At 69.8% G+C, this 17598-nt stretch carries 15 protein-coding genes and 1 pseudogene; 11 read left to right on the top strand and 5 right to left on the bottom strand.

The window, feature by feature from the left end; genetic code table 11:
• The first annotated feature begins 58 nt into the window (after positions 1–58).
• The 5 genes from ACI1US_RS07620 to ACI1US_RS07640 all read left to right on the top strand — a co-directional run bounded on the left by ACI1US_RS07620 (position 59) and on the right by ACI1US_RS07640 (position 6186).
• Positions 59–919: an NUDIX hydrolase gene (locus tag ACI1US_RS07620; protein ID WP_461639481.1), complete on the top strand. Its 861-nt coding sequence runs from the start codon at positions 59–61 to the stop codon at positions 917–919.
• 51 nt (positions 920–970) lie between these two features.
• Complete coding sequence (nadA, locus tag ACI1US_RS07625; protein ID WP_461639483.1) at positions 971–2332, top strand: quinolinate synthase NadA; 1362 nt, start codon at positions 971–973, stop codon at positions 2330–2332.
• Positions 2329–4065: an L-aspartate oxidase gene (locus ACI1US_RS07630; RefSeq protein ID WP_461639484.1), complete on the top strand. Its 1737-nt coding sequence runs from the start codon at positions 2329–2331 to the stop codon at positions 4063–4065. Before nadA ends, ACI1US_RS07630 begins: the two co-directional genes overlap by 4 nt.
• 64 nt (positions 4066–4129) lie before the next feature.
• Complete coding sequence (gene nadC, locus ACI1US_RS07635) at positions 4130–4978, top strand: carboxylating nicotinate-nucleotide diphosphorylase (RefSeq protein ID WP_461639486.1); 849 nt, start codon at positions 4130–4132, stop codon at positions 4976–4978.
• Entirely contained in the window at positions 4975–6186 is a 1212-nt protein-coding gene (locus tag ACI1US_RS07640; protein ID WP_461639488.1) for a cysteine desulfurase family protein, read from the top strand. The genes nadC and ACI1US_RS07640 overlap by 4 nt, the downstream gene beginning before the upstream one ends.
• Before the next feature lie 10 nt (positions 6187–6196).
• Here ACI1US_RS07640 and ACI1US_RS07645 read toward each other — a convergent pair.
• Positions 6197–6976, bottom strand: a pseudogene (locus tag ACI1US_RS07645) (EamA family transporter); the annotation flags it as partial.
• A gap of 79 nt (positions 6977–7055) precedes the next feature.
• On the opposite strand from ACI1US_RS07645, the gene ACI1US_RS07650 reads away from it, so the two are divergent.
• The 3 genes from ACI1US_RS07650 (at position 7056) to ACI1US_RS07660 (ending at position 8934) form a co-directional block, all read left to right on the top strand.
• Positions 7056–8060: a LysR family transcriptional regulator gene (locus ACI1US_RS07650; protein ID WP_461639490.1), complete on the top strand. Its 1005-nt coding sequence runs from the start codon at positions 7056–7058 to the stop codon at positions 8058–8060.
• 182 nt (positions 8061–8242) lie between these two features.
• The gene (locus ACI1US_RS07655; protein WP_461639492.1) at positions 8243–8728 is read left to right on the top strand and encodes a hypothetical protein; all 486 of its coding nucleotides are present in this window, start codon (positions 8243–8245) and stop codon (positions 8726–8728) included.
• The gene (locus tag ACI1US_RS07660) at positions 8728–8934 is read left to right on the top strand and encodes a helix-turn-helix transcriptional regulator (RefSeq protein WP_461639494.1); all 207 of its coding nucleotides are present in this window, start codon (positions 8728–8730) and stop codon (positions 8932–8934) included. The genes ACI1US_RS07655 and ACI1US_RS07660 overlap by 1 nt, the downstream gene beginning before the upstream one ends.
• A 186-nt stretch (positions 8935–9120) precedes the next feature.
• Here the strand turns inward: ACI1US_RS07660 and ACI1US_RS07665 are convergent, their stop codons facing one another.
• A complete protein-coding gene (locus tag ACI1US_RS07665; RefSeq protein ID WP_461639496.1) occupies positions 9121–10740 on the bottom strand; it encodes an ABC-F family ATP-binding cassette domain-containing protein in 1620 nt (539 codons plus the stop codon).
• A gap of 197 nt (positions 10741–10937) precedes the next feature.
• Positions 10938–11654 (bottom strand): TetR/AcrR family transcriptional regulator, encoded by a 717-nt coding sequence (locus ACI1US_RS07670; protein WP_461639498.1) that lies wholly within the window; start codon positions 11652–11654, stop codon positions 10938–10940.
• Positions 11655–11748: 94 nt separating this feature from the next.
• Here ACI1US_RS07670 and ACI1US_RS07675 point away from each other — a divergent pair, with 94 nt between their 5' ends.
• Positions 11749–12534, top strand: a complete 786-nt coding sequence (locus tag ACI1US_RS07675; RefSeq protein ID WP_461639500.1) for an SDR family NAD(P)-dependent oxidoreductase — start codon at positions 11749–11751, stop codon at positions 12532–12534.
• Positions 12535–12645: 111 nt separating this feature from the next.
• Here the strand turns inward: ACI1US_RS07675 and ACI1US_RS07680 are convergent, their stop codons facing one another.
• Positions 12646–14394: an FAD-binding protein gene (locus ACI1US_RS07680; protein WP_461639502.1), complete on the bottom strand. Its 1749-nt coding sequence runs from the start codon at positions 14392–14394 to the stop codon at positions 12646–12648.
• 94 nt (positions 14395–14488) lie between these two features.
• Here ACI1US_RS07680 and ACI1US_RS07685 point away from each other — a divergent pair, with 94 nt between their 5' ends.
• The gene (locus ACI1US_RS07685; RefSeq protein WP_461639504.1) at positions 14489–15448 is read left to right on the top strand and encodes a LysR family transcriptional regulator; all 960 of its coding nucleotides are present in this window, start codon (positions 14489–14491) and stop codon (positions 15446–15448) included.
• A 4-nt stretch (positions 15449–15452) separates the two neighbouring features.
• Positions 15453–16163 (top strand): SOS response-associated peptidase family protein, encoded by a 711-nt coding sequence (locus ACI1US_RS07690; RefSeq protein ID WP_461639506.1) that lies wholly within the window; start codon positions 15453–15455, stop codon positions 16161–16163.
• Positions 16164–16196: 33 nt separating this feature from the next.
• Here the strand turns inward: ACI1US_RS07690 and ACI1US_RS07695 are convergent, their stop codons facing one another.
• The gene (locus tag ACI1US_RS07695) at positions 16197–17414 is read right to left on the bottom strand and encodes a pyridoxal phosphate-dependent aminotransferase (protein WP_461639508.1); all 1218 of its coding nucleotides are present in this window, start codon (positions 17412–17414) and stop codon (positions 16197–16199) included.
• Between the last annotated feature and the right edge of the window lie 184 nt (positions 17415–17598).

Genomic DNA, 17598 nt, shown 5'->3' on the forward strand with positions numbered 1-17598 from the left:
GTATGCTGAGTTAAAGTCATAATGACTCTAACTCACCGAGGTCGCGAACGGAGCCGATGTGCAGTACGAGCGAGCGAGCGCGTCCGAGCGGCGCTACCTGCCGCCCGCGGTCGCCGTCTCCGTGGTCGCCTTCGCGCTGCGGCCGCCGGTTGATGCGGAGCGTGGGGGAGACGCCGAGCGTGGCGGAGACGCCGATACCTCGGATACGCCGACGATCTGGATCCCGCTCGTGCGCCGCACGCGCGCCCCGTTTCTCGGGGACTGGGCGCTCCCGGGAGGCCCGACCGAGTGGGACGAGACGCTTGCTGACACGGCACTGCGCACGCTGCGGGCTGCCGCTCGGCGGGAGCCCGGCCACCTCGAACAGCTCTACTCCTTCGGCGGCGTCGAGCGCTCCGCCGAAGCGCAGCGCCTCGTGACCATCGCCTACTGGGCGCTCTACGGCGAGCATCAGCTCGACGCTGAGCCGGAAACGAGTGCCACTCCGGCTCCCGCGACCGCGCAGCAGCAGCGGCCCCGCCGCTGGGACGATCCACTGCCGCCTGCTCCCGCGCTCGCGGCCCCTCAGCACGCCATCGACGAACGGGGGCTCGCACAGCCCGCCGGCGAGAACGTCGCCTGGTTCTCGGTGGATCGGCTGCCGGCTCTCGCATTCGACCACGCCGAGATCATCGACCACGCGCTCTCGCGGTTGCGCGCGAAGACCGAGTACGCGGCGGTTGCCTACCGCTTTCTCGGGCCGGAGTTTACGCTCAGCCGGCTGCGCGCCGTCACCGAGGCGGTGCTGGGCGAGAGCGTGGATCCGGCAAACTTCCGCCGCCAGGCGCTTGCCCGCGGCGGCCTCGTCGACACCGGCAAGCTCGAATCCGGCGGGGCACACCGACCCGCGAAGCTCTACCGCTTCACCGAACCCAGCTGACTCCACAGATACTTCCACCAGATCACTCTCAATGAATGCGAGGAACACCGCATGACCAGCGTGCACGAACTCATCCGGGGCGCCGTCGCCCGCGAAACGTCGCTGCGGCCAGCAGGCCGCCCGACCGTGCCCCCGCACCGCCGCCCGATCGCGCTGAAGGCGACGACGGTCGCGGGCAGCGAGCTGTCCACCTGCGGCACCGAGCTCGCGGACGACCCCTGGGCGATCGACACCGCGCCCGGCTACGGCCCAGGAGCCTCTGTCGCAGACGAGATCCCGCGCTCGGCCCCGCGGCAGGGCCCGCTGCCCGCCCGCTACACCGAGGCGAGCGACGAGCAACTCGATGAGTGGATCGTCGCCGCGAAGGAGGAGCTCGGCGAGCGCGTGCGCATCCTCGGCCACTTCTACCAGCGCGACGAGATCGTGAAGTACGCGGATTTCGTCGGCGACTCCTTCATGCTTGCGCAGGCCGCGAAGCAGCACCCCGAGGCAGAATCGTTCGTGTTCTGCGGCGTGCACTTCATGGCCGAAACCGCCGATATTCTCTCGGGGCCCGAGCAGTCGGTAATCCTGCCGAACCTCGCAGCCGGCTGCTCGATGGCCGATATGGCGACGATCGAGCAGGTCGAGGCATGCTGGCGCGAGCTCACGAGCGTGCTCGGCACCGACGGCAGCATGGCACCTGTTGACGGCGGGCAGCAGCCGGTGATTCCCGTCACCTACATGAACTCCTCGGCCGCGATCAAGGCGTTCTGCGGCCGCAACGGCGGCATCGTCTGCACCTCATCGAACGCGAAGACCGTGCTCGAATGGGCGTTCGAGCGCGGCCAGCGCGTCGTGTTCTTCCCCGACCAGCACCTCGGGCGCAACACCGCGAAGGCGATGGGTATCACCGAAGCCGAGATGCCGCTGTGGCGCCCGCATCTCGCCCTCGGCGGCAACACCGCGGAGCAGCTGCGTGACTCGAAGGTGATCCTCTGGAACGGTTTCTGCTCCGTGCACAAGCGCTTCACGGTCGCGCAGATCGAGAAGGCCCGCGTCGACTTCCCGGGCGTGCGCGTCATCGTGCACCCCGAGTGCCCGGCGCCGGTTGTTGAGGCGGCCGATGGTGCCGGCTCGACCGAGTACATCCGCAAGGAGGTGGAGGCCGCGGCCCCCGGCTCGGTGCTCGCGATCGGCACCGAGATCAACCTGGTGAACCGGCTGCAGCAGCAGCGCCCCGACCTCACGATCTTTTGCCTCGACCCGGTGGTCTGCCCGTGCTCGACGATGTACCGAATCCACCCCGCGTACCTCGCGTGGACGCTCGAGTCGCTGCTCGCGGGCGAGACGCCGAACCAGATCAGTGTCTCCGCGGGTGTCGCGGGGGACTCGCGTATCGCGCTCGAGCGGATGCTTGCGGCGAAGCCGTGATCCTCGTCATCGGCGCGGGCGTCGCCGGGCTGTCGGCCGCGCTTGCCGCGGTCGCCGCCGGGGCTGAGGTCGAGCTCGTCACACCCGGCGGGCTCTCGGCTCTTGGCGCACAGGCGGCTCTCGCCGGGGGCAACACCGCGATGGCGCAGGGCGGCGTCGCCGCGGCCGTGGGCCCGGGCGACACCGCGGACGCACACCTCGCCGACACCCTCGTCGCTGGAGCAGGCCTCGTCGACGAATCGGCCGCGCGGGTGCTCACCGCGGACGGCGCGCGCATCGTGCGAGAGCTCCTCGCGGCCGGCCTCCCGGTGGATCGTGGCCCAGACGGCGAACCGATCCTCGGCCTTGAAGGCGCGCACGGTGCCTCCCGGATCATCCACTCCGGCGGTGACCAGACCGGTGCCGCGTTGCACGCCTTTCTGGCAGCGCGGGCGCTCGCGGCGTCGGCAGCTGGCACGCTGCGGATCACCGAGCACACCCGGGCTGAGGGCCTGCTCATGCGCGACGGAACAGTGGTCGGAGCCGAGTTGTGTGAGGCGGCGCCCGGTTCGAGCGATAGGGCGCACGGAGGCGAAGCTGCCGATACCGTCTCCGAGCGTTTCGCCGACGCGGTGATCCTCGCGACCGGCGGGTACGCCGCGCTGTTCCTGCGCCACACCAACCACGCGGGATCGCGCGGGGAGGGCATTCTGCTCGCAGCCCGCGCCGGGGCGCTGCTTGCCGACCTGGAGTTCGTGCAGTTTCACCCGACGGCGCTGCCGTCTGGCGAACTCGTCTCGGAGGCCGTACGGGGCGCGGGGGCGGTGCTGCTCGACGCAGCCGGGGATCGTTTTATGCTGGATCGGCACCCGCTCGCCGAGCTCGCGCCGCGCGACGTGGTGTCACGCGAGATCCACCGTGTACTCGCGGCTGCGCGTGCTGCAGGCAGCGCCGCCGACACTGTCTGGCTCGACGCGACCGGTATCGAACGAGAGGGCGGCCCGGGCACACTCGCGCGGCGGTTCCCCGGGATCTCCGCCGCGGTCGCCGCGAGCGGGTACGACTGGGCGCGCGACCCGATCCCGGTGGCACCCGCCGCCCACTACACGATGGGCGGAGTCGCGAGCGACCTCGACGGACGCAGCAGCGTGCCTGGCCTGTTCGTCGCGGGCGAGGTCGCGTCGACCGGCGTGCACGGCGCAAACCGGCTCGCCTCGAACTCGCTGTTGGAGGGGCTCGTCTTTGGCGAGCGAGCCGGCCGCGCCGCCGCCACGGCCACTGCGAACACTTGGGAGCCTGGCGCGACGCTCACCGGGCTCAGCGCGTTCGCCCAAGCTGTCGCCGAGGTGCCGCTGGCGGCCCCGGCGGCCCCGGCGAGCGCGGCGTTCGGCTCCGGTGGCGACCGCGGATCTGCGGCGAGCGCGGCCGAGATCTCGGCGGCAATCGAAGCCGCCCTCGGCATCGTGCGTGACGAGGAAGGTCTGCGCGAAGCGGCAGCCGTGTTTGCGCGCGGAACGGGCGCGCAGGCTGAACTCGCTGGGCTCGTCTGCGCCGCAGCCCTCGCCCGGCGGGAGTCGCGCGGCGCGCACCAGCGCGGGGACTTCCCGCAGCGTGATCCAGCGCTGGCAAGGCGCTCGGCAATCCGCGTGGTGCCCGCTGCCGCAGCCCCCGCAAGCACAGCTGTCGCAAGCACAGCCGTTGCAAGCACCGCCCCGGCAAGCACAGCCCCCGCAAGTAGCACAGCCGCCGCGTGAGCTGATCCACCGCGCTTTCCGCGCCCCCGTTATTCCCAGCCCCCACTACTGAAGGAGCCGCCCCGTGCTCACCTCGCAGATCATCACCGATGTTGTCGCACGCGCGCTCGCGGAGGACTCCCCCTGGGGTGACCTCACGGTCGAGCTCGCGATTCCCGAAACCGCGACGGTGACGACGCGCGTCGTCGCCCGCGAGGCCGGGGTGTTTGCCGGGGGCCCGCTCATCGCCGAGACGTTCCGGCAGGTGGACCCCCGGATCGCTGTCACCGAGCTCGTCCCCGAGGGCACGGCGTTCGGCGTCGGCGACGTGCTTGCCCGCATCGCGGGGCCCGCGCGCGGCGTGCTCACGGGGGAGCGGGTCGCGTTGAACTTCAGCCAGCGCATGAGTGGCATCGCGACGCTCACGGCCCGCTTCGTCGCACTCGTGGCGCACACGAACGCGCGGATCGCCGACACCCGCAAAACGACACCGGGCCTCAGGGCGCTCGAGAAGCACGCGGTCGCCGCGGGTGGGGGATCGAATCACCGCTTCGGCCTCTCCGACGCGATCATGATCAAGGACAACCACCTCGCGGCCCTCGGCGCGGTTGACGCCGAGAGGACGACCGCCGCGCTGTTGGGGTTGCGGGAGCGCGCGGGGCACACGACCTCGATCATCGTCGAGGTGGATCGCGTCGACCAGATCGAACCAGTGCTCGCCGCGCGCCCCACCGGGGTGCTGCTCGATAACTTCTCGCTTGCGGAACTGCGCGAGGGCGTCGCACTCATCGGGGGTCGCGCGATCGCGGAGGCGAGCGGCGGCGTGAACCTCGACACGGTCGCGGGCATCGCGGAGACCGGCGTCGACGTCATCTCCGTCGGCCTGCTTACCCACGGCGCGCGTGCGCTTGACCTCGGGCTCGACGCGGAATGACTAGCAGCCACTACCTCGACGCGGCCGCGACGGCCCCGCTGCGGCCGGAGGCGCGCGCCGCGATGCTCGCGGTGTGGGAAGCGGGCCAGGCGAACGCGTCGAGCGTGCACGGGCACGGCTTCCGCGCTCGCGACACGGTCGAGCGCGCCCGCAAGCAGATCGCGGCCGCCCTCGGCGCGCGACCCGGCGAGGTCATCTTCACCTCCGGCGGAACGGAGGCCAACACGCTCGCAATCGTCGGCCTCGCGCTTGCGAACCCGCGCGGCAGGCACATCGTGACGACGGCGATCGAGCACTCCTCGGTGCTCGAGTCTGCGCGCTACCTCGAGCGGGTGTTCGGCTTCGAGCTCACGGTGGTGCCTGTTGACGGCGCGGGCATGGTTGACCCTGCCGCGGTCGTAGCGACGCTGCGCCCAGACACCACGCTGTTGTCAATCGGCCTCGCGAACGGCGAGGTCGGCACGGTGCAGCCGCTTGCCGGCCTCGCGCACCGTGCGCGGGAACTCGGCGTGCTCGTCCACACCGACGCCGTGCAGGCCGCAGCAACGCTGCCCGTCTCGTTCGCGTTGTCGCCAGGCAGTTGGCCCGGCGAGACGGTTGACGCGCTCACGCTCGCCTCCCATAAGTACGGTGGCCCCCAGGGCGTCGGCGCGCTGCTCGTGCGGGCGCACCTGCCGCTCGAACCTGTGATTCACGGCGGTGGGCAGGAGCGCGGGGCCCGCTCAGGCACCGAGAACGTCGCCGGCATCGCGGGCTTCGCGGCCGCCGTTACTGCAACGGTGCGGGGGATCGGCGAGCGTGCCCTCGCCCTCATGCAGAGCCGCGATGCGCTCGTGGAGCGGATCCTCGCGGAGGTGCCGGGGGCCGCGCTCACCGGCCACGCGAGCGAGCGGCTCCCCGGTCACGCCTCGTTCACGGTTGCCGGCGTCAGCGGGGAGTCGCTGCTCGTTGCCCTCGACACCGCCGGGTTTGCCGTGTCGTCGGGCTCGGCCTGCGCCGCGGGCCAGTCCGAGCCGTCGCCGGTGCTGCTGGCGCTCGGCATCGATCCAGAGCTGGCGCAGACCGCGCTGCGGTTTACCCTTCCCGCACCGCTGCCCGCCGAGTCGATTGAGCGGGTCGTTGCGGTGCTGCGCGGCGAGGCGGAGCGAGCTGGCCGGCAAGCATCGCCGCGAGTGCAACCCCGAAGCCCAGCAGCTGCAGCGGAGTAAGCGACTCGCCCGCAATGAGGACGCCCAGTAGCGCCGCCACGAGCGGTGAGAGCAGCCCGAGCAGCGCCGTCGACGTGACGGGCAGCTGCCGGATGCCGGCGAACCAGATCGTGTAGCTCACGAGCGCGCCGAGCACCCCGAGCCAGAGATATCCCAGCACGGCCGCGCCGTCGATGCCCGCGGGCACGCCGTCGATGACGAGCGCTGGCACGAGCAGCACGAGGCCGGCCGCCGTGAGTTGCCAGCCGGCGAGGCTCATCGCGGAGACTCCCTCGGGGCGGCCCCAGCGCTTCGTGAGCACAACGCCGACCCCCATCGAGGCTGCGCCCGCGAGCCCGGCGGCAAGGCCGAGCGGGCTGAACGCCGCGCTCGGGCCGAGCACGACGAGCGCGACCCCCGCGACGCCGACGAGGCCCCAGAGGATCCGCCACCCCGAGAGTTTCTCGCCGAGGATCCACACCGCGAGAAACGCGACGACGAGGGGCTGCGCAGCGCCCAGGGTTGCGGCGACGCCGCCCGGGAGGTGCTGCGCGGAGAGGAACAGGAGTGGGAAGAATGCGGCCATGTTCAGGGTGCCGAGCACGAGGCTCTTCCACCACCAGGAGCCGCGCGGCAGCGTGCGCGTGATGGCGAGCGCGATGAGGCCTGCCGGCAGCGCGCGCATGAGCGCGGCGAATAGCGGGTGCCCCTCGGGGAGGAATCGTGTGGTGACCACGTACGTCGTGCCCCAGATGGCGGGGGCGAGTGCGGTGAGCGCGATGCGGGCCGCGCGGTTTGAAGATTCATTCACGCTTCTATGGTCGATCCCGCGTCACCGATCAGTCCAACACATTGTTGTCACGGCATCTATGAGCTGTAATCATGGATTCATGGAGCTTCAACAGATGCGCTACGTCGTGGCGGTCGCCGAGACCGGTAATTTCACCCGCGCCGCCGAGCGCTGCCGCGTCGTGCAATCGGCGCTGAGTCACCAGATCAAGGCGCTCGAACGCGAGCTCGGGCTCACGCTCTTCGCCCGCACGAGCCGACGCGTCGAACTCACCGCCGCGGGCGAGGCGTTCCTCCCGGCCGCGCGTGCCAGCCTCGCGGCCGCTGAGCGCGCGAAGGCTGAGGCTTCGGCTGCGACGGGAGAGGTGCGCGGCTCACTCGCGGTTGGCCTCATTCCCACGGTGACCGCCGTCGACGTGCCCGCGGCGCTCGCTGCCTTCCATCGCGCGCACCCGGCGGTCCGGATCTCGCTGCGCGGCGGCGGGTCGGATGCCTTCGTGGCCGCGATCGCGGCGGGCACGCTCGACGTCGCGGTGCTCGGGCTGCCGGAGGAGACTCCGGTGACGGGTGTCGCCTCGCTTGAGCTCGCCCGAGAGGAGCTTGTCGCCGTCGTGCCCGAGGGGCACGTGCTTGCGGGAGGCCCTGGTGATAGCGCTGGTGCTGATGGCACCCCCGCCACCACGCTTGCCGCGCTCGCGGCGCACGTCGAGGGCGGCGGGGCGACGTTTGCGGATTTCCCGGCTGGCACCCCCGGCCGGGAACAGTCGGACCTGGCGTTCGCCCGCGCCGGAGTGGTTCGGGAGGTCGCGTTCGAGGCGCTCGATGTAGCGTTGCTGCTCGATTTGGTTCGCGCGGGGCTTGTGGTGGCGATCCTGCCTCGGGGGCTGCTCGCTGGCGAGCCCGGAGTGCGGGCGGTGGCGCTGCGCGACGGCCCGACGCGGGTGTCGTACCTCGCGTGGAGTACGTTCAACCCGTCGCCGGCGGCGCTCGCGCTTCTGGGGCACTTGGCTCCGGCCGCGGTGAGTGCGCGCGCCGTTCCGCCATCAACTTCTGGTCAGTTTGCGCCGAGCGGCGGTCTGGAACGCGGGGTTTTTGGAGCTGAGTGACCAGGAGTTGGGGGGTGGGCGGGGTGTTGCAAGCTGGGTGTTGCAAGCTGGGTGTTGGAGGCGTCGCTCCAGGTGCCGCAGTCGGGTGTAAAGCTCGCTTGACGTCAAGCGAGCTTGTCTGTAAAGTTTGCTGTACATCGCGCAGACCGCGCGACGCAACGCAGACAGCGAAGGACCGCGCCATGCAAGACTCCCCGACCCCGACGACCGCAACCTCGACCCCCGCCAGTCGCTGGGGCCGTGCACGCTTCGGCGGTGGCTTCGCCGGCCTCGCCATCGCCTCGCTCGCCGTGGGCGTGCTCCTCGCGGGAGGCATCGGTTGGCTGTTCGCGAGCTTCGCGCTCACCGACCGCCCAGGCATCGGCTTCGCCTTCGTTGCTGCCGGGGTGCTGCCGGTCGCGACGATGCTCGGCTGGGCGATCTTCGTCGACCGCTCGACCCTCGACGGCGCCGTTGAGCGGCCCGAAGAGTCGATCGAGTCCGTCTGGTATGAGAAAGCCGCAAGTGGTGCATTTGGCGACATCTTGCTCGTCGGAGGCATCAGCGCAGTCGGGTTCTCCATTATGCAGATCGATGCTCCGGTGATGCTCGTCGTCGCCATCGTCATCGGTTTCGCGATGCTCGACTTCGGTGTGCGCTACCTGTGGCAGCGATCGGCGGCGAAGTAATGCAGAATTCTCTCCCTGAGCGCCGTCAGGCCCGCGGATGGTCACAGCAGCGGCTCGCCGAGGAGTTGGGGGTGTCTCGGCAGACAATCCTCTCGATCGAGAAGGGGCGCTTCGATCCATCGCTACCGCTCGCCTTCAGGCTTGCGGCGGTGTTCGGCTGCCACATCGAGGAGCTCTTTACGCCTGAGGCGGAGCCGGAGCAGTAGCTCCGATCCCGATCCCTGCCCGATCCTCACCCCGATCCTCACCCCGATCCTCACCCAGGTTCCGCTCCGACCGACTCCTGGTCAGTTCGCGCCAACACGATCGTGGAATAAGCGATCGCGGTGGCGCTCACTGACCAGGAGTGGCGCTGGGCGCTGGGTGCTGGGTGCCGGGCACCGGGCAGGGCGCTAGCTGTCCCTGACGTCCGCGAGTTCGCCTCGGCGGTGCATCTGGCCGGCGGAGTCGAGCTCGAGCACCGTGTCGACTCCGATGCGCTCAAGGAACGCGAAGTCGTGACTCACGACGAGCAGCGCACCACGGTACGCATCGAGTGCCTGCGCGAGCTGTTCGACGCTTGCGATGTCGAGGTTGTTCGTCGGCTCGTCAAGGATGAGGAGCTGCGCTGGCGGCTCCGCGAGCAGCAGCTTCGCAAGGGCCACGCGGAACCGCTCGCCGCCCGAGAGGGTGCGCACGGGGCGATCCACGCTATCGCCGCGCAACAGCAGGCGGGCGAGCTGGTTGCGGATCGTGCCCGCGGGGGTCGCCGGAGCGACCTCCTGCACGTTCGCGATCGCGCTTGCGTACTCGTCTAGGCCATCGAGGCGCTGGGGGAGATGTCCAACGAACTCGGTGACGATCCTGCCCGACGGGCGGCCGGGGTGTGCCTCGGTGCCGTCGAGCAGCTGGCGGATGAACGTCGACTTGCCGCTGCCATTCCCGCCGACGAGCGCGACACGCTCGGGCCCCTGCACGATCACCGAGGTGTCACCGTCGGTGAATTCGGCGATGCGGCGGCCGCGCGGCACGTTGGGGTCTGGCAGTACGAGGTGGATGTGCTCCTCCTCGCGCACGCGCGCGTCGGCGGCGTCGACCGCGGACTGCGCGGCCACAACCTTGTCGTCGAGGGTTGACCGCATGGCACCGGCTGACTCCTGCGCGCTGCTCGCTCGCTTGTTCACGAGGATCTTTGGCAGGCCGCCGTCGCGCTGTGTTTTCTTGGCCGTTCGGGCGCGTTGGGCGAGCTTCGACTCCGCCTCCTGCCGCTGTCGTTTCTCAACCTTTAATGCTTGCTGGGCGGCCTTGGCCGCCTGTTCCGCGGCGGCCTGCTGCTCGTCCTGGTGTGTGCGCCACTCGCTGTAGGGCCCGCCAAACGTGGTGAGTGTGCCGGCGTGTAATTCGGTCGTGTGATCCATGCGCTCGAGGAGCTCGAGGTCGTGACTCACCACGATGAGTGTGCCGGGCCAGCCGTGAACGAACTCATAGAGTTTTGCGCGGGTGGCGCGGTCAAGGTTGTTCGTTGGCTCGTCGAGCAGCGTGATGTCCGTGCGGCGCAGGCGCAGCCCGGTGATCGCGATGAGCATCGCCTCACCACCAGACACCGTTGCGACACGGCGGTCGAGATCCGCCGCCGCAAACCCAATACGGTGCAGCGCCTCGTCAGCGCGGGACTCGATATCCCAGTCGTCACCGACCGCGTCGAAGTGCTGCTGGTCAACGTCCCCTGCCTCGATCGCGCGGAGGGCTTTGAGCGCGCCGTCGATACCGAGCAGTTCAGCGACGGTTGCGTTGCCGCGCAGCGTCAGCGTTTGTGGAAGATATCCGACGATACCGGCGGTGTCGATGTGGCCAGAGGTTGGCGAGAGTTCGCCGGCAATGAGCTTCAGTAGCGTTGATTTTCCGGCCCCGTTGCGGCCGATGAGGCCCGTGCGCCCGGGGGTGAATGTGCCGTTCACGCCGCCGAGTGCGATCGAGCCGTCTGGCCACTCGAAGGTGAGGTCGCGGAGCGTGATGGAAGATTTGAGATTCATGATGGGAGAGTGTCCTTCGACGGCAGCCGCAAAATGGGGTGCCGAAATAGTGCCTGATCTGTTCGCCAGCGGTGTAACCGGACCGGCGGGTGTGCGCTACTGAAGGGTGCTCCAAGCATGCGGGCCGAGCCCGGGCATGCGAACGTCAGTGGTAGCGCGATGGCTAGATGCCATCCACCTCAATCATCTCCATGGAACTAGCGTAACACGCCTGCTTCATGCGGCTCCCCGGGCGTGTCGAAGGCTCGCGCGAGCCGCGCGAAAACCTGCTGTGCGAGCGCGGCGGGTGTGCCAGCTGACCCGTCCGGGTCAGTCTCGCTCGCGGCCCAGTGCTCGAGGCCGAGGCGAATCGCGTCGGTGGCGATCGTGGCGAGGAGGCGGATCTCGAACGGATCCCAGTGTGCACCGAGGAGCTCGGTGAGGATCGGTCTCAGCCGCGCCTCGGAGTCGAGGTTGACCCGATACCAGGTGGCCTTCAGAGTCGGGGCGGAGGCGACGGTGCGCAGCACGTCCCGGGTGATGCGCAGCTCTTCGCGCTCCGCTGCAGTGGCCGGGATGAGGACCTCGTCGATGAGCCGCGGGAAGAGTCGCAGCGGATCACGCTCGGGAGCGGTCGTGAGCAGATGCACCCAATTGTCGGCGCCCGAGGTGAGCAGTGGGACGATCGCGTCTTCTTTGGTATTGAAGTATCGGTAGAAGGTGCGGAGTGAGATGCCGGCCGCAGCGGCGATCGCCTCGGCGGTGACGTGTTCGGTTCCGTGCTCCGCAAACAGCCCAGCGGCGGCGCGCGCGATCTCGAGCCGCGTTGCCTCGCGGCGGCGCTCGGTGAGCGACTGGGAAAGGATCGCGCCTGGCGGGGCCGCGCCTGCCGGAGTCGCCAGGGGTGCTGCGGCGGAATAATCCTGGGGCTGCATGGTTACACTATATGACACAACGTGCCATGATGGCATGACGTGCCACGGCTGCCGTGCGTTGAGGCGGCCCTGGCTTTCACCGAAAGGACTCACCATGAACCGCTATGAAGGTCGCCGCGCGCTCGTCACCGGAGGCGGCTCCGGCATCGGCCAGGCCACCGTGCTCCGGATGCTCTCCGAGGGGGGCCGTGTTGTCGCGGCCGATATGAGCGAGGCAGGGCTCTCAGACACCGTCGTCCGCGCGGGAGCCGCCGCAGATCGGCTGCACACGGTCGTGATGAACGTTGCCGAGGAGGCAACCGTGCGCGAGGGCGTCGCCGCCGCCGTCGACTGGCTGGGTGGCCTCGACGTGCTCGTGAACGCTGCGGGCATCCTGCGCTCATCGCACACGCATGAGACGACGGTCGAGTCATTCGAGCAGGTGCTCCGCGTGAACCTCGTCGGGGCCTTCATCGTGATTCGCGAGGCGATCCCGGCGCTGCAGCAGGGGAGCGACTCAGCGGTCGTGAACTTCAGCTCGACGTCCGCGGACTTCGCGCACCCGTACATGGCCGCATACGCTGCGTCGAAGGGCGGCGTGCAGTCGATGACGCACGCGCTCGCGTCGGAGTATTCGAAGAGCGGCATCCGCTTCACCGCAGTGCAGCCCGGCTCGATCTCCTCGGGCATGACCGACGGCTCGGGCGAGAGCGGGCAGAACCGCGGACCGGGCCTGCCTGAGGATGCCGACATGTCGCTGTTCATGAAGATGAGCCCGGTGCTCGGGCAGGGGTACGCCGGGCCCGAGTCGGTGGCGAGCGTCGTTGCGATGCTTGCGAGCGATGACGGCAAGTTCATCACGGGCACCGAGGTGCGGATCGACGGCGGCACCCACTTCTAGCGAGCCCCGTGCCGGCGCGCCGAGCCTAGCCGAGCCGCACCGGGCTCAGCGATCCACGCGTGCGAATGGGCGGGAGGTCTTCTGCCCTCCCGCCCATTCGCACTGGGTCGGTTACTCCGCGAGCTTGCCGACGGGGGAGTCGTCGATGCCCTGCTCGGCGAGCGCACGGAAGGAGTCGGGGGCGGTCGCGGAAGGCTCGAACACGACGCCGCCGTCGGGCGTCCACACCATGTTGCCGCGCAGCTCGTCGCTCTGTTCGGGGAAGTCCGAGCGGTTGTGGGCGCCGCGGGTCTCGCGGCGCTCGCGCGCGCTCTCGAGTGTGGCGCGAGCGGCGAGCATGGATCCGTAGAGGTCGAATGCGTGCGCGAGGTCGTCGAAGCCGGCGATGTCGGGGTGGGCGGTGAGGTTGTCGACGCGTTCGGCGAGCTCGTCGAGCTTCGCGAGGCCCTCGGTGAGACCTGCCTCGCTGCGGACGACCCCGGCGTGCTCCGTCATGACGTTGCGCAGCTGACGCTGCAGCAGCCGCGGGCTTTCCTCGCCGGTGCCGGTGAGGAGCCCCTGCATCTCGGCGCGGGCGGCGGCGACGACGTGCGGGTCGCGGCGGATCGCGCTGAGCCCCGTGATGTAGTCGGCCGCGTCGCCGCCGGTGAGGCGACCGTAGACGAGGAGCTCGATGAGTGAGTTGCCGCCGAGGCGGTTTGCGCCGTGCAGCCCGCTCGCCGCCTCGCCGATCGCGTAGAGGCCGTCGACGCCGGTCGCGTGCTCCTCGGCGCTCACCCACACGCCGCCCATCGAGTAGTGCGCGGTCGGGGCGATCTCGATGGGGCTCTGTGTGATGTCGAGCATCTGCAGATCGATGAGGTTGCGGTAGACGCGCGGGAGCTTCTCGAGGATCTGCTCCCGCGGCAGGTGCGAGACATCAAGGAAGACGCCGCCGTTTGCGGTGCCGCGGCCCTCGGTGATCTCGGTGTAGCTCGCGAGCGCGACGCGGTCGCGGGTCGAGAGCTCCATGCGCTCCGGGTCGTACTTCTCCATGAAGCGCTCGCCGAGGGCGTTGCGGAGGATCCCGCCCTCACCGCGGGCTGCCTCCGACACGAGCAGGCCCGCTGCGTCGGCCGGCTCAAGGATGCCCGAGGGGTGGAACTGCACGAGCTCGGCGTCGCGGATCCTCGCCCCCGCGAGCGCGGCGAGGCGGAACGAGTCGCCGGTGTTCTCGTCGCGGCGCGAGGAGGTGTTGCGCCAGATGCGCGTGTGGCCGCCCGCGGCGAGGATCACGGCGTCGGCGTGGATGATGACCGGGGTGCCGTCGACGATGTCGAAGCCGTATGCACCGAACACCCGGCCGTCGCCGACGAGCAGGCGCGTGATGTAGATCGAGTCGTTGATGGGCACCTGCAGCTCCTGCGCGCGGCGCAGTAGGGTGCGTTGGATCTCGAGCCCCGTGTAGTCGCCTGCGTAGCAGGTGCGGCGGTAGAGGTGCGCGCCGAAGAAGCGCTGGCTGATCCGCCCGTCTGCCTCGCGCGCGAACGGCATGCCCCAGCGCTCGAGATCCTCGATGCCGCGCGCGGCGTTCTTCGCGACGATCTCGACGATGTGGGGATCGGCGAGGAAGTACGACTCGCGCAGCGTGTCGGCGGCGTGCTGCTGCCAGCTGTCTTCGGGATCCATGGTTCCAAGCGCCGCGTTGATGCCGCCGGCCGCGAGCGTGGTGTGTGCGTCGTGCTTGCGCCGCTTGCCGACGGCGAGCACCTGCACGCCGCGCTCGGCGAGTTCGATCGAGGCGCGGAGACCGGCACCGCCGGTGCCGATCACGAGGGCTGAGGTAGAGATGAGGCGTTCTTGTGTGCGCGTTGCGGTCATGGGAATCACGTTAGAAGTCGGCGCAGCATTCGTCCAATGAATGATCCTCATCGAGATCATGCGCTTTTGCTATCGAGTGCGTAGTCTTGGAATCATGAATCTTGAGCAGCTCCGCGGCTTCGTTGAGATAGCGCACACGAGCCACTTCACCAGGGCGGCAGAAGCGCTCCACCTCACCCAGCCATCGCTGAGCAGGCAGATCTCGACGCTTGAGAGCGCTCTGGGCGTTGAACTCTTCCACCGGGCCCGCGGAAATGTCACGCTCACCGCCGCGGGCGAGCGGCTGCTACCCATCGCGAAGCGCATGCTCGCCGACGCCGAGGCGGCAGCGAGCGAGATGGCGGAGCTCGCCGGGTTGCGGCGGGGAAGGATTCGGCTCGGGGCGACGCCCACGCTCTGCACCTCGATCGTGGTGGAAGTGGTTGCCGAGTTCCGGCAGCGCTACCCGGGGGTTGACGTCGAGATTCTTGAGCGCGGATCCAAGAGCCTCATCGCCGCACTCGTTGAGGGCCAGCTCGACCTTGCGCTGATCGTCACCAGCGTGTCTTCAGAGTCGGGGCGTGCGGTGCTGACGCGCGAGCCGATCCTCTCCGAACAGCTCGTGGTCGCCGGAGCCGCGGACCAGCAATGGCCTGCGGCGCTCGAGACGCCAGCGAGCTTGGAATCGCTCGCGCGTGTTCCCCAGATCATGTTCCCGAAGAACTACGATCTCCGCACCGCGCTCGACGCGGAGTTTCGTGCCCGCGAGCTCACCCCGACGGTTGCCGTGGAGGGCGTCGAGATGGACGCCGCGCTGCGGTTTGCCGAGCGGGGGCTCGGGGTCGTCGTCGTTCCCGCAATGGTCGCGATCGACAGGCCAGCGCTTCGCGTCGCGCCGATCGCGCAGCCCGGGATCGCCCGCACCGTGAGCATTGCTCGTCGTACGGATATGACCCCCACCCACGCGGGTGCCGCGATGCACGCGCTCATTCGGGAGGTTGCCGACCGCTTCACGGGCAGCGACGACCGGTTGACGCGGCTGGTGCAGCGCGTCGACCCCGGCGAGCTAAACTGACCGCATGTGTGCGGGGTACGGGCTTGAGATGGCGGGGCCGAACTCTGCCTCACGCTCTGCCCGGAGCGAGCGGACCGGGCTGTTTCGGGCGATCCCGCCGGGAGACACGCCTGAGGGCCGCGCACTGCTCGAGGCGTGGATCGCCGAGCGGCACGGCCGCGCCCGCATCACCGGCCGGACCGCCCAGAACCTGAACCCGTTGATCCGGGTGCGCGAGAGCGAACGCGAGCTCACGCTCGGCTGGTGGTGGCTGCACGTTGGCGGGGCCCCCGCGAAGTTCAGCGCCTTCAACTCCCGGGCCGATCGCCTCGTGAGCGCCTGGCGAGAGCCGTTTCAGCAGCGGGCGCTGCTGCCCGCGAGCTGGTACGTCGAAAAGGGCGTCCGGTTCGCGCTGCCCGACGGCGATCAGTTCGCGATGGCCGCCGTGACGGCGCCAGCGGCGGAGGGCCTGGACAGCTACTCGCTTGTCACCCGCGGGGCCGTCGGCGGGGCTGCCGAGGTGCACGACCGGATGCCGCTCGTGCTGCCACGCGAGCTCCACGACGAGTGGCTCGACCCGGCCCGTGCGGGCGACGCCGACCTCGTGCGCGCCGTGATCGCGCTGTCCGAGGAGATCTCGCGCGAGATGCTGCCGATCGGGCAAGACGGTGGCGCAGGCAGTGGCCCTGCTGGTGCCGCCGACTCCGCAGCCGTCGAACAGCCAACGCTGTTCTGATCCAGCGCTGGTGCGTGTGGTCCCGTCAGCCCGTCAGTGCTGCGCGAGCCGTGCGAGCCGCTCGAGTGCCGTCGCAAGTGTCGCGTCGTCCTTCACGAATGTGAAGCGCACCCAGTTGCGGAGCTGTTCGGCGGTCGCGGATCCCTCACGGCAGAACGCGGCGAGCGGCACGCAGGCGACCCCCACGTGCTCGGGGAGCCAACGCGCGAACGCCGCGCCGTCGGGCACGTCTACCGAGAGAAACGGGGTCGCGTCTGCGCACACGAAGTAGGTGCCCGTGGGGCGCACCGTCGCGAAGCCTGCCTGTTCGAGCCCTGCGAGCAGGCGCTCGCGCCGCCCATCGAGGGTGCTTCGTAACTCGGCGACGTCGGCATCGCCCTCGGCGAGCGCGCGGGCGATCGCCGGCTGGAACGGGGCACCGCCCGAGTAGGTGAGAAACTGCTTGATTGCAAGCACCGCGTCGATGAGGTGTGCGGGCCCGGTCGCCCAGCCAATCTTCCAGCCCGTGAGCGAGAAGGTCTTGCCAGCCGAGGAGATCGTGAGTGTGCGCTCGCGCATGTGCGGCAGCGTCGCGAAGGGGACGTGGATCGCCCCGTCGAACGTGAGGTGCTCGTATACCTCATCGGTGACGACGACCGCGTCGACGCGCGTGGCCTCCTCGGCAATCGCCTCAAGCTCCTCCCGCGTGAGCACGGTGCCCGTCGGGTTGTGCGGCGTGTTCACGAGGATGAGGCGCGTCTGTGGGGTCACCGCGACGCGCAGGGCTTCGAGGTCGAGCCGGAAGCCGCCCTCGTGCGGCACGAGGGGCGCGGTCGTGTGGGTGGCGCCCGCCATCGCGATGGCTGCGGCGTGCGAATCGTAGAAGGGCTCGAGGGTGAGTACCTCGTCGCCCGGCCCGACGAGCGCGAGGATCGTCGCGGTCAGCGCCTCGGTCGCGCCCGCGGTGACGAGGACTTCTGTCTCGGGATCGAGCGCGATCCCGTAGTGCCTCGCCTGATGCGCGGCGATGGCCTCGCGCAGCGCCGGGATCCCGCGGCCAGGCGGGTACTGGTTCTCGCCGCCCTGGATCGCGGTGATTGCGGCCTCACGGATCCACTGCGGCCCGTCTTCGTCAGGGAACCCCTGACCGAGGTTCGCCGATCCCGTGCGGGCGGCCAGTGCGCTCATCTCAGCGAAAATCGTTGGCCGGACGACCCCGTCACCCCCGGCGAGCCCTGCTGCGACCGCGACGTCTTTCCACCTAGCACCCATACCGACCACAATAGGAGATGCGGCGTCCCGGAGCGAGCGCACGCGCACACGCTTACGACGGAACGAGGACTCGCGGATGATCCAGATCGAACAGCACGACCCCCACGCCGTGCTCCTGGCCGAACCCAGCGTCCTCGAGCCGCTCTGGCTCGCGTTGTTCGACCATCACGTCGCGAACGGCGCT

This window comes from Leucobacter sp. BZR 635 (assembly GCF_048061935.2).
Taxonomy (GTDB): Bacteria; Actinomycetota; Actinomycetes; order Actinomycetales; family Microbacteriaceae; genus Leucobacter.